8 protein-coding genes are annotated in these 12645 nt (G+C 44.6%); 5 read left to right on the top strand and 3 right to left on the bottom strand.

Features of this window, described 5'->3' with window-relative positions; translation table 11 throughout:
• Positions 1-36 precede the first annotated feature (36 nt).
• The 3 genes from H3V14_RS06555 to H3V14_RS06545 form a co-directional block, all read right to left on the bottom strand.
• Entirely contained in the window at positions 37-1179 is a 1143-nt protein-coding gene (locus tag H3V14_RS06555; protein ID WP_198227446.1) for an aromatic acid exporter family protein, read from the bottom strand.
• Positions 1176-2948 (bottom strand): SLC13 family permease, encoded by a 1773-nt coding sequence (locus H3V14_RS06550; RefSeq protein ID WP_198227842.1) that lies wholly within the window; start codon positions 2946-2948, stop codon positions 1176-1178. The genes H3V14_RS06555 and H3V14_RS06550 overlap by 4 nt, the downstream gene beginning before the upstream one ends.
• Positions 2949-3024: 76 nt before the next feature.
• Positions 3025-4476, bottom strand: coding sequence for a DHA2 family efflux MFS transporter permease subunit (locus H3V14_RS06545; RefSeq protein WP_198237173.1), 1452 nt, complete (start codon positions 4474-4476; stop codon positions 3025-3027).
• A gap of 163 nt (positions 4477-4639) precedes the next feature.
• Here H3V14_RS06545 and H3V14_RS06540 point away from each other — a divergent pair, with 163 nt between their 5' ends.
• The 5 genes from H3V14_RS06540 (at position 4640) to nhaA (ending at position 12561) form a co-directional block, all read left to right on the top strand.
• Positions 4640-6355: a SulP family inorganic anion transporter gene (locus tag H3V14_RS06540; protein WP_198227442.1), complete on the top strand. Its 1716-nt coding sequence runs from the start codon at positions 4640-4642 to the stop codon at positions 6353-6355.
• A 156-nt stretch (positions 6356-6511) separates the two neighbouring features.
• Entirely contained in the window at positions 6512-6685 is a 174-nt protein-coding gene (locus H3V14_RS06535) for a hypothetical protein (RefSeq protein WP_198227440.1), read from the top strand.
• Between the two features lie 412 nt (positions 6686-7097).
• Positions 7098-9146, top strand: a complete 2049-nt coding sequence (locus H3V14_RS06530; protein ID WP_198227438.1) for a hypothetical protein — start codon at positions 7098-7100, stop codon at positions 9144-9146.
• A gap of 15 nt (positions 9147-9161) precedes the next feature.
• The gene (locus H3V14_RS06525; protein WP_198227436.1) at positions 9162-10859 is read left to right on the top strand and encodes a hypothetical protein; all 1698 of its coding nucleotides are present in this window, start codon (positions 9162-9164) and stop codon (positions 10857-10859) included.
• A 343-nt stretch (positions 10860-11202) separates the two neighbouring features.
• Positions 11203-12561 carry a Na+/H+ antiporter NhaA gene (nhaA, locus tag H3V14_RS06520; protein ID WP_198227434.1) on the top strand — a complete coding sequence of 453 codons (1359 nt, stop codon included), beginning with the start codon at positions 11203-11205 and terminating at the stop codon, positions 12559-12561.
• The last annotated feature ends 84 nt before the right edge of the window (positions 12562-12645 follow it).

Raw genomic sequence — 12645 nt, 5'->3', positions numbered from 1 at the left:
AAAAAAGGGTTAAATAAGACCGATTGATCGATAATTTTAACGATTTTTACCGTCTTCTTCATCCGATAACAAAGCTTCGGCCCTTTTACGTTCGGCAATCTGCTCTCTCACGGCATCAAGAATCTGCTTTTTTCGATAGGCCGCAAGACGATTTCGGCGTGTCCTGCTTTTATAAAAACGAGCAAGTGTCGTCTCTACCATTTCGATGTCAATCACACATTCGCGCCATGTGAGTGACGCTTCGGCTCTGCCTGAGCGATCTGGAAAAACAAATTCCTGCCCGAGTTGTGCTTCGCCAGCGATAAATTGACAATTTTCGGCAATAAGTTTCAAAGCATTGACCAACCATTCCGGAGGCGTTTCCCGACCTTTACGAATAGCATTGACCAATGCCTCGCAAAAGAGAAGCGAGGAGGCATAAAGTCTGATGCCTGACTGGTCATAGCGGGCGGAAAGTGATACAACTTCGCGCGAAGATAATCTTCCGCGCAATGTCCAACGGGCGTTCGATCTGGCAACATCAATTGCTCCGATAAGTCCGATAAGGGCTGTATGGGTTCTGCTACAGCTTTTCATTGCTTTGATTGCTGCGGACACGTCGTTTCTTTGAAGTGCATCTTCAGCCAATGTGTAGTTTAAAGCCATTTCTTTAAAAAACCGCTCGACGGCCGAATGAAGAGTTTTTAAAGGGTCGGGCGTAAAAAGGATCTGGCTGAAAATCAATCCGATAGAGGTTCCCACTGCAACGTCAATTGCACGCGTCCAACCGGCGACATCCGCGCCAAGAGCAAAAACCATAACTGCTGAAATGCCTGCTTGAATGACAATCGCAGGAACGATGGAATAAGCCGAAGCAATCGTCATCCCAGCAAATCCCACAATGGCAATGCGCACTTCGGTAGGCATGGGGGGAAGGAGCAACGTCAATTCTCCAACCGCCACACCTGTCAACACGCCGATCAATACATAAATTGCCTGACGCCCATGGCTGGGCACCCCCGGAGCCAAGCAGATAAGCGCCGTCATTGCCGCATAGATCGGGTGTTCATGGTCAAGAAAATGGACGGCAACAAACCAGGCAAGACCCGAAGCTAGACCAGCGCATAAAGCGTCTTTCCAGCTTGATTTTACCTGGTTCATGGCCTGAATGAATTTTAATTTAAAATCGATTGTCATCATGTGAGCGGCCACACCCACATCAACATTGGAACAGAAACAAGTGCGATAATGATACTCAAAGGTGCGCCAAGGCGGGGATAGTCACTGAAATGATAGCCACCCGGCCCCATAACCAACATATTACACTGATGGCCTATCGGGGTGAGAAAATCACATCCCGCCCCGATAGCAACAGCCATCAGAAAAGCTTCGGGCTTGAAGTTGAGTGAATCGGCAAAACTTGAGGCGATAGGTGCCATGACCATAACCGTAGCCGCATTGTTAAGAAAAGGTGTCACAAGCATAGCCGCAACCAGTATAACGGCGAGCGCCCCCGATGGCGGCAGGGACGAGGCAAATACACTCAGCCAATGTCCGATAATTTTTGTGCAACCGGTTTTTTCCAGCGTCTCACTTACCGGTATAAGCGCCGCCAACATAACCAATATCTGGCCGTCGAGTGCTTGATAAGCGTCTCTTGCAGGGATGACACGAAAAACAATCATGGCAACGGCTGCCGCAAAAAAAGCAAGCGCGACCGGCACAATTTGCAATGCTGTTGCAGCAATTGCGACAAACAATATCGCTAACGGCACGAGGCCGTGACGAAGGCTACCGAACATGATGTTACGTTTGGCGAGCGGCAAACATTTCAATTCCTGCAAAAGATTGGGGATAACATCATCCCTTCCCTGCAAAACGATAACATCGCCGAGCCTGAAGACAATATCTCCAAGCCGTTGCCTCACCCGTTCCTGCGGCCTGCTTAAAGCTAACAAATTGACATCATAGCGATCAAACAGATTAAGCCTTTTTGCGTTGATGCCGATCAAGGGCGAGTTATCTGTGACGACAGCTTCGACAACTTCAACCTGCTGTAGCTTGTCTCCCGTCTGGACGTCTCGTCCTTTGGCAATATCAAGTTTTGCGGTGTTGATAACGGAATCGAGGCCACCATGTGTTCCTTCAAGGACAATAGTGTCACCTTCAGCAAGCAAAAAATCCGGCAATGGTGAAATAAGGTTCTTGTTCCTTATGACCTGTAAAACCATTGCATCTCCTGCCGCCGGTTTGACAAGGTCGGAAATCTGTTTGCCGATCACGGTTGATCCGCTCTCCACGCGTGCTTCGGCAATGTAGTCGCGGTTGGAAAAACTGCTATCGGTTGTTAAAGACTTGCGGGCACGAGCCGGTACCAGCCACGAAAAAAATACAAGGTATAAAACACCGACAGCAGCAACAGTTGCACCCACAGGCGTAAAATCGAACATTGTAAAACTTTTGCCGACAAGATGTTCTCTCATCGCAGAAACCACCACATTTGGCGAGGTGCCGATTTGTGTCATCAACCCACCGAGCAAGGCACCAAACGACATAGGCATTAAAAAGACAGAAGGCGAGACGTTCGAACGGCGGGCAAACTGGAACGCAATCGGCAGCATAATTGCCAGAGCGCCGATATTTTTGACGAAGGCCGAAAGTACTGTCACCACAATGACAAGAAAACAGAGTTGTAAGCGCACGGATTTGACATCCGGCCAGACACGCTGGATGATCAGCTCCATGATTCCGGAACGGGCTACTCCGGCACTCACCAATAATGCGCTGGCGACAATAATGACAATGTCGTCACTAAATCCTTTGAAAGCGTCTTTAGGACTGACAATACCGACGGCACAAGCAAGCAGCAGCGTCAAAACTGCAACGACGTCATAGCGAAAGCGATCCCAAATGAAAACGGCCATCATCAAACCGATGATGGAAAAAGCCATAACCTGATCTGCTGTCATGATAAGATGCTGCCCACTCTCCATTCATCCTTCCGGCCTATCTGTTCCCCAGGATGGCCTACGGCTTTTTTTAAATCTAGCTCTTCACATGTCCGGCGACAAGATCTCCCGCGCCCTGTTTCATCCGCATCAATCCCCATAGTGGCAACAGGCTGATGAACGCAACGAGATAAAGCGCGATTTTGAATGGCTCTATAGACGTTTCAAGCTCGACACCTGTTAAGGCGACACCGGCACGCAATGAAATTGCACCCAGAGCGATACCAAGACCTATTCCCAATTGGAAAACTGTTGAAAACAGCGTGTTCGCACCATTCATTTCGTCATCGGGAATATCGGCAAATGCAATTGTATTGAGCGCTGTAAACTGTACCGAACGGAAAACGCCACTTAAAGCCGATATTCCAACCATGACAGAAAGCGGCATATCACGCGAGAATGTGCCAAAAAGTGCCAAGAATAACGCATTGAAAAGACAATTGACAACGAGCGTGCGCTTGAAACCGAAATAGCGCAGCAGCGGAGTTGTAAATGGTTTAATTGCAAGAGTACCGATAAAGATCGGCATTAATAAAAGCCCCGCCTCTGTCGGCGAAAACCCCATTGCCAATTGGGCCATCAGCGGCAGGATAAAGAGAACGGCATTGGTTGTCATCCTGAAGGCTGTTCCTCCATATATCGACACGGCGAATGTTTGATAGGAAAGTGCTGTTAACGAAACCAGCGGCGCCTCGGCACGCTTGAGATGAAAAATACTCCACAAAAGCAATGTCACACCAATTATAAAACAAGCCATAACAAGCGCCGACAAACCGTGGCTATCACCGACTTTTTCTGCAGCAAAAAGAAGGGTTGCCAGCCCTACACCTGTAAGCAGGAACCCCATAAGATCGAAAGATTGCGATGTTTTCAATTTTTCATCAGGAAAAATTTTCAGACTCAACAAAAGGATAATCAGTCCTAAAGGAATATTGAGGAAGAAAATGATGCTCCAGTGGAAATATTGTGCAATGAAACCGCCAAGAGGCGGCCCCAAAATCGGTGCAACCAATCCCGGCCAGGTAAGAAGAGCAATTGTTTCGACAAGCTTGTTTTTTGGAGTTTCGCGCAAAACGACGAGGCGGCCGACGGGAACCATAAGTGCGCCTCCTATTCCTTGCAGAATACGGGCCAAAATAAAAACAGTCAAATTCGGTGACAGTCCGCACAAGAATGATGCAAGTGTAAAAACAAAAACTGCTAACGAAAACATGGCACGCGAACCGAACCGGTCTGTCAACCAGCCACTTGCCGGAATGAATACGCCAAGTGTTAGCATATAGGCACTCATGCCAACATTGATGTTGACCGGATCTGTCGCAAATGTTTCCCCCATTTGCGGCAATGCCGTTGCGATAACGGTTGCATCAAGATTTTCCATAAAAAACGCAGCAGCGACAAGAATTGCAACAAATCGGGCAACGCTATTATTATTTTTGCTAACTTTTTGATGCTCGCCCTTTGTTTTTGGCATTAGGTTAACTTTCATGTCATTGTTGCTTCAATGATAATAAACAGAAAACAATTTTTTACCTGAAAAACATTATAAAACTTATGTGATCGGCGCTTTATTATCGTTGAAGAAAGTAGATAGACAAAAACAACTATGCTATCAAAATTGAACTACTCTTTCAGGTTCTTTGTGTTCAATCATGGCGCGATCCAAAAAGGCTGTTGAAAAAATATCCTTTAGCGAGCTTTTCCAGCCAAAGCTTATAACAGTCTTGCGCGAAGGTTATCATTTTGTTGATTTTCGTGCCGATGTGGTTGCCGGTCTTACAGTCGCCATTGTCGCCCTGCCCCTTTCCATCGCAATCGCAATCGCCTCCGGTGCATCGCCGGTACAGGGATTATACACATCGATAGTCGGGGGATTTTTCATTGCTCTTCTTGGCGGAAGCCGTTTTCAAATCGGCGGCCCTGCAGGCGCCTTTATTATCGTAGTTTCAACGACTGTTGCCGAACACGGTATGGACGGGCTCTTATTTGCTACACTGATGTCGGGAATGATGCTTATGGCGCTCGGCTATCTCAGGCTTGGCACTTATATCAAATTCATCCCCTATCCTGTTACAGTGGGATTTACCGCCGGTATTGCCGTTATTATTGTTTCAAGCCAACTTATCAATATGCTCGGACTTGAGCTTAACGAGAAAGAGCCCGGGCCGATTTTGGAAAAACTACCGGTTATCTGGAATAATATCGGGACGTACAGCCTGCTTTCTATCATCTTTTGTGTGGCCACGATCATATTCATTACAAGCTTGAAAAAATTACGTCCGAATTGGCCGGGCATGGTGCTTTCAATCATTATCGGCGGTGCGGTTACCGCGTTTTTCAACCTTGATATTGTAACCATCAGTTCAAAATTCGGCACAATGCCTTCGACACTCCCTTCACCGCGACTGCCGGAATTCAATTTCGACAAGGTTCAAGCGGTTTTTCCCAATGCCATGACATTTACATTGCTCGGCGCAATTGAATCCCTGTTATCGGCAGTTGTTGCCGACGGCATGACCGGAAGAAGACATCGCTCGAATTGCGAGCTGGTCGCACAAGGTGTGGCCAATATAGCCTCCGCGCTTTTTTCCGGTATTTGCGTTACGGGTGCTGTCGCACGTACAGCCACCAATATACGTGCCGGTGCAAGAAGTCCAATCTCCGGAATTTTCCATTCCGTCTTTTTGCTTCTATTTCTGGTAATTTTGGCTCCTCTTGCAAATTTTATTCCGCTGGCGTGCCTTGCCGGAATTCTTGCCATTATCTCGTGGAACATGATTGACAAGCGTGCAATCCTGCTTCTTCTTAAGGCATCGGCAGGCGATGCTGTCGTCCTCCTTGTTTCGTTATCGTTGACAATTTTCCGCAATGTTACCGAAGCCATCATCATCGGCTTTGCTTTGGGTGCATTACTGTTTATCCATCGCATGTCGAAAGCTGCCAGCGTTACCGCCGATCGTCCGCTGGTTGCCGAAGACATTGCAGACGCTAAAAATCAGCCAAACTCGCACTATGAAGGCAACATCCAAAAGGATAGCAATACAGTCATCTACCACATTTCCGGCGCATTCTTTTTCGGTGCTGCTGCATCTATCGGCTCCGTTCTTGACCGGATCGGCGATAATTATCGCACAATGATCCTTGATTTCGTGCAGGTTCCATTTCTTGATGCAACAGGTGCGAATACAATTGAAAGCCTCGCCGAAAAAGCCAAAAAACAAGGAATTACCCTTGTTATTTGTGGAGCTTCAGAACAGGTTTTGAAAGACTTTCTTTCGCACGGAATTAAGCCACCTTCGGTTCACTTTGAAAAAAGTTTGGAAAAAGCCGTAAAAAAATACATCAAACCCAAATATGTTGCTGCTTAGGTTCGGAAGTTTCATTCGTTCATTATCACAAAACTTGACGTTTCACTACATTTTCGCTTTTCTCGAAAACAGTATAATTTATTATTTTCTGATAATAACTCATATAAATTATGATCAAGGTGGGAATTCATGTATCAACGAAAGTCCAGAACCAGAATGCGTCAGTTTTTGATCGGCGGCGTCGTTGTTGCTGTTGCTCTCCTGATTGTCTTTGAATTGCTTGGTAGATACGCTCCTCAAAGTATGATCGGTCTGTTTAGCTCCTATAACAGTCTAATGACGGCCAATCCGACGGAGAAAAACAGCAAGACTGCATTACCGGTAAAATAATTGCCGGTAAAATAATTGATCCTGTGTAGATATTTGAGGAATTAAGCCTTTTCAACAACCGGTTCCCATTCAAGATTTCCGGCAAAACAGACTTTTATCAATTCCGCGACCAATTTTCCGCTTTATGAGATGCCGGATAATCAAACAGAACCCGCTAGCATATTGAAAACCACGTCGGGATATGGGATCAAGCCCCTGCAACCATAGATTTCTGCCCGAATCCGGTTAAACCATGCAAAATCCTTTTATCAACCGGAAATTGATGGGCTAAGGTTTTAAAAAAGAACGAGACTCCTGAGCCCGCTTATATTAAGGATTGTTTTGCCAGAAAAAAGTCGCGATTGTTTGGCATTAAAAGAAATGGGACAAGCCGTATTGCAACAAATTTTTTTGTCAATTGAGGGTGAATTCAATGAGTGAACAGACCGCCGATCAGGCTACAAAAAAAATGCCTTGGAAAAAGATCATTACAGGCCTTGTTATTATTGCCCTTATTTGTGGCGGCTTTGTTTTTTATCTTGCAGGCTCGGCACAAAAGCATGTTGAAAATTTTCTGAAAACCAATGGTGTCAGCGTTGGTTCACTTGACGTCAATTGGAGACGTCATTTCACTGCCCATAATGCGAAAGTGAAACTCTCGTCTGCAGAAAGCTTGAACATCGAAACAATCAAAGGTGAGGTCAATTTTTCTGGTAAAACCAGTAAAAATCTAAAATTGGAAAACCTTTCTTATCAATTCGGTAAAACCGAAGTCTCGGTTCCCGCGATGAACGTGCAAAACTTTGCGCTTAATGATAAGACCAGCGCCAATAATGGAAACGTTTTTTTTGACGTTACAAATATTGCAGTAAAAAAAATTGTTGCCCCTTCAATGACTGTGACACGCAAAACCGGTCACGGCGGCGAGTCGATGACGTACAACAATGTTGTGTTCAATGATTTTGATAAAGGAATTGTCAAAAAATTGACGAGCGATGGTCTTTCGGGGGAAATCCGTTTGTCTGAGGAACGTGATGCTTCCACAATAGATCGTATTATATCGACCAAAACCGGCAAGGCTGAAATTGAAAATTTCAATATCGGTTATCTCGTTCGCTATTATAGTGAGCCGTCTTCTGCTGGCGAAACAGAAAACCCGTTTAAAGATATAACGGGCAATTGGTGGGTTGCAAAATTGTCGATTGACGACGTTATAGATAAGGAAAACGCCGGCAATACAACGCTCGAAAAAATTTCCGGAACAAAATTTTCAGTGCGCCAACTGCCATTTTCTATTTCGGAAATGGTCAAACAGCTTGACAATGCCGATGGCGTTAACAGCATTGACAAATCTGATGAAGCAAAATTGCTCACACAGAAACTTGCTATCATTCCGTCTATCGGTTTTGCCGATATTCATTTAACCGGACTTGCTATAAAACACCCCGATAACAGCACAGATGTTCAAGATAGCGCTTTCATTTACAATAATGGCAAATTCGACATCGCGTTGAAAGGCATTAAAAACATAGACAGAGACAACAACACGACAACGCTTGACGATTTTTCAATCTCGCAACTGCGTTTTCCTCATATTAATGACTTGCTGACTAAATTGGACAAATTGGACAAAGGCGATCTTGATAGTATCAGCCGTGTTTTTACAGCTTTTCTTCAAAGTGAGAACCTCCCTTTGATGCCGCAATTTGACACTATTCATCTGTCCGGTTTTTCATTATTGCCTCCGCCTTCAGAAAACGGCGCTGACAACTCCCCTGTCACAATAAATTCTCTGAATGTGAAAGCGAATTTCAGTCTGGGAGCCATTCCGACATCACTGAAAATAGCATTGAAAGGGGTGGAAGGCTCCGCGACAGATTGGGATAAGGAATTCCCCATTTTAACCGAGCTCGGCTTTTCTGAGGCCACGAACGGCGGTTTGCTCAATCAGCTCGGCTATAAGACAATATCGGAGGATTTTATTTTTGATGGTTCATGGAATGCCGACAATGAAACTCTTGATATTAAGGAGTTGACTATGAATTATCCCGACATGGGAAGTTGGTCTCTTAAAGGCTCGTTCATCAATGTCGATCCGGCATTTTTTTCGGATAATGTCATGACTATTGCCGCAGCAGGTTTGGTTATACATGCAAAGAGCATGGACTTGACTGTAAACGCTGATAACTTTCTTGATCGTTTTGCAAAATTTTATGATGCGAATACAGACGAAAATTTTGCTGATAAACGCAAGGAGGCGGCTGTCAAAGCCAGATTGGCTATTGCACTTTTCCTTGGTGCGGAAAATTCACAAAAATTTGGAGAAGCACTGCAAAACTTTATAGAAAGCGGTGGAACTCTTAATATCCATGCCAAAGCAAGATCCAAACAAGGTATCGGATTAGCAGACTTTTTAGCGGCTCGACTTGCTCCGTTGAGCCTGTTCGATAAAATCGACTTGAGCGCAGATATACAACATTAAGACTGGAAGAAAAGAATGGCCAATTTCGGTGGCTGGTTGATAGCAACACTCAAACGCTGGTTAATTTATATTATCGGAGGCGTGGTCATCCTGGCCATATTGGCTGTTGGCGCTTTTTATATGGCCGCCCCCTACCTTAACAGCTTTGTCAAAGACGAGATGGTAAAACATGGCGTCAAGGCCGATCAATCGGAAGTAACAGTTGCCGGGAATGTCAACCTCAAAAATGTGACATTGCCTGTGCCTGAAGGCGTCAGCCTTAAAATCGGAGCCATTTCCGGCCGTCCGCCAGTCGGTTTTGTGCCTGGCTCGTTTACTATTTATAATATCGATTTGAAACGCGACAATATCCACATCGAAGTTCCGGAAGTTACTCTCAATGGTATCACGCTGAAAGACAAGGATACATCAATTGAATCCAATGTTTTACAGGCCTTGATGAGGGTTGACGTATCATCCGTCAATGCGCCGAACATAGAGGTTTCGTTAGACAATCCGAATGGCGAAACAGAAAAACTCAACGTTAAAGGCTTCTGGCTTTCAAGTTTGAAGGGCGGCAATATCGGCTCTGTTGGCATTGAAGGCATGACTACCAATGTCGGTTTAAAAAATTCCGATACAAATAGTACCAACGGTCTTCGTCTCATCGGTAAAAGCAATGCCATGCGGGCGGATGATATTGATGTCGGTTATGCTTATTCAATACTCGCCGGTAAAATCAAACCCGACAAGGTCGGGCGTACTATCTTCGGACCGGTAGAACTCGGAGATATCGCAATTGACGTTTTTGAAGGCACAAACCGCAATGCGCATTTTTCGCTTGATAAGTTCAAAACCAACGGACTGAAAATGCATCCGATGGAAGCAGTGCCGGAAAATCTTGCACGAGCCTATCTTGAAGCCAAAAAGAGCGGGGATGAAAAAAATGAAAAGGCTGCAAGAAATGCATTGGTTGTAACACTTGTTTCAGCGATAACAGCTATTGATGCGCAGGTTGAAAAAGCTGATATTGATTTGCCGAAAATCAAGGCGAGCCTCAATTCGTTTCAGCTTCTGCCTCGCGAATGGAATCAACCGGTTCCCGAAAGTCTGCTGGTGTCGCTCGATGGCTTTTCGCTCAACACATCCGAAATGCCGCAAAAAGATTTTGAAATGTTGAAAAATATGGGGTTCACTACGTTGGATCTCTCGGGGAAGATTGATTTTTCGTATAATTCCAGTCGAAAAATTCTGTCTTTGAACGACCTTTCTTTCACCGCCAACGGTATCGGTTCGGGTCAAATGTCAGCTACAATTATCAATGCCGGATCTGCACTATTTTCCGGCGATAAAGAAGCGGCTCTTGATGCTGCAAACCAGATTGGCATTACCAAAGCAGATATGCGTTATTCCGATTTCGGCTTCATAGATAAATTGTTTACCTATCTTGCCCAAAATCTGAATGACAGTAAACATGATCTCAAACAGGAACTGTATGAAGACTTTTATGTCGTTATGACGAAGAGTCCGGCAATGCTTTTGAAAGATCACGAAGAAGCACAAAAGATTTCATCTGCGTTCGGCGCTTTTGCTAAAAAACCCGGAATGCTCAAAATATCGCTTGAAGCCAAGGATAATCAAGGGCTAACAGCTACCGATCTTGAAACCGCCTTGCAAAACGATCTTGCAACTGCGCTCAACAAAGTAAACCTTACGGTAAAAAACGAAAATTAAAGGACATAAATTCCGATTTATAAAGGGGATCTCATCCCCTTTATAATAAATTTATTCAGGATATATTATTTTATATTAAATAAAATATTCAATCATATTTGTTTTGCTTCTTTTTTTATTTATAATTTTTATGTATATAAAAAATTTATTTTTATATAATTTAACAAAGCGTTCAAAGAGTGATAAGCGGAAATTTATTCTGCTCTGACAACTGTCGGATAAGAAAGATAGAAAATTGTCATTGTAGTTTCCAGTCAATTTTATATAGTTGCCAACGGGTGTCTGGAAAATCGTTTCGGGCAGGTTTCAAGCTGGTCGGGCCGCCAGCAAAAAGGAACTTGCCATGAAAAATAATTCCCACCGCTTGCCCAATCGTGCATCAGTTATTGCCGAAAAAATATTTTTAAGTTGTCGCAATTTACTTCATATTGATGCAATGGCGGGTGTTGCCCTCGTTATTGCAACAATGGTTGCTCTCATCCTTGCCAATTCAACTTATGGAACCGCTTACCAAAATTTCTGGCACCAAAGGATTTCGATAGAAGCCTTTGGATACTCCTTTTCCAAAGACCTGCACTTTCTGGTCAATGACGGTTTCATGACTCTGTTTTTCCTTGTCGCAGGTATGGAAATAAGGCAGGAAATTTACGATGGGGCATTGTCAAAACTAAGTCAGGCGCTGTTGCCTCTGGTTGCAGCTGTCGGCGGCGTTATTATGCCGGCAATCATTTATTTTTCTATCAATCATGGGCCAGAGACCAGCCATGGTTGGGCAGTGCCCACTGCAACTGACATCGCTTTTGCAATCGGCATTTTGGCTCTTCTGGGTAAATCGGTTCCAAACAATTTAAGAATTGTTTTGCTTGCGCTTGCCACTATTGATGACATTATCGCTATTTTGATTATTGCGATTTTTTATTCTAATGGCTTTGACGTGACAGGACTGCCGATTGCATGTCTTGCAATTATCATCCTCGTTTTTTTGCAATGGATAGGAATTAATTCGGCTCTGATTTACGTCCTTCCCGCTGCTCTCCTCTGGCTTGGACTGATGATATGCGGAATCCATCCTTCCCTTTCAGGCGTTATATTGGGATTATTGACGCCGGCGCTTCCGCCCCGCTCATTGATTTCGCCTATCGAACGTATGTCTTACGCTTTGGAGATATTGAAAAATGAAAAGCCTGAAGATAGCGCTTCAAAGCACCGTTTTGCTCTTCTTGAAATAAAGAAGAGCGAAGCTGCAGTTGACGCTCCCGTATCCCGACTCGTTGCCGCCTTTAGTCCTTGGGTATTGTTTGTCATTATGCCACTCTTTGCTCTGGCCAATGCGGGTATCGATATTTCCAATGTCGATTTTGCAGATCATTCCTCCTTCATCATCATAATTGGAACTGGACTTGGTCTCATTATCGGTAAGCCGCTAGGCATTGTGCTTATAAGTTTCATTGCCGTACGTTTTGGCCTTTGCAATCTTCCTTCGGGTGTAAACTGGCGCGGAATGGTTCTTGTCGGTTTACTGGGCGGGATCGGGTTTACTATGGCTATTTTTACAGCGACATTAGCGTTTAGCCATCCTGAACAATTGGAAGCGGCAAAATTCGCGATTCTTTGCGGATCTCTGGTGTCGGCTATCTTCGGACTGGCTTACGGCTTATCGCAAAAATGGCGCGCAACACATAAGCCACGCAAAACCTTATGAGGTCTCCTCACCCGAATTATCACAGGACAATTTGTTTTATGGAAGTTCAGGCGACAGCATATTTATTCGATAGATTATTCATTC

Origin of the sequence: Bartonella sp. W8151, from assembly GCF_016100385.1 — a bacterium.
In the GTDB taxonomy this organism is placed as follows: Bacteria; Pseudomonadota; Alphaproteobacteria; order Rhizobiales; family Rhizobiaceae; genus Bartonella; species Bartonella apis.
The sequence above is the reverse complement of the archived record's forward strand: the minus strand, read 5'-3'. Positions and strand labels throughout refer to the sequence as shown.

Excerpts from the sequence above, each read along its gene's own strand:
- H3V14_RS06555 (WP_198227446.1), bottom strand. The coding sequence starts at position 1,179 with ATGATGACAATCGATTTTAAATTAAAATTCATTCAGGCCATGAACCAG.
- H3V14_RS06550 (WP_198227842.1), bottom strand. The coding sequence starts at position 2,948 with ATGACAGCAGATCAGGTTATGGCTTTTTCCATCATCGGTTTGATGATG.
- H3V14_RS06545 (WP_198237173.1), bottom strand. The coding sequence starts at position 4,476 with ATGAAAGTTAACCTAATGCCAAAAACAAAGGGCGAGCATCAAAAAGTT.
- H3V14_RS06540 (WP_198227442.1), top strand. The coding sequence starts at position 4,640 with ATGGCGCGATCCAAAAAGGCTGTTGAAAAAATATCCTTTAGCGAGCTT.
- H3V14_RS06535 (WP_198227440.1), top strand. The coding sequence starts at position 6,512 with ATGCGTCAGTTTTTGATCGGCGGCGTCGTTGTTGCTGTTGCTCTCCTG.
- H3V14_RS06530 (WP_198227438.1), top strand. The coding sequence starts at position 7,098 with ATGAGTGAACAGACCGCCGATCAGGCTACAAAAAAAATGCCTTGGAAA.
- H3V14_RS06525 (WP_198227436.1), top strand. The coding sequence starts at position 9,162 with ATGGCCAATTTCGGTGGCTGGTTGATAGCAACACTCAAACGCTGGTTA.
- nhaA (WP_198227434.1), top strand. The coding sequence starts at position 11,203 with ATGAAAAATAATTCCCACCGCTTGCCCAATCGTGCATCAGTTATTGCC.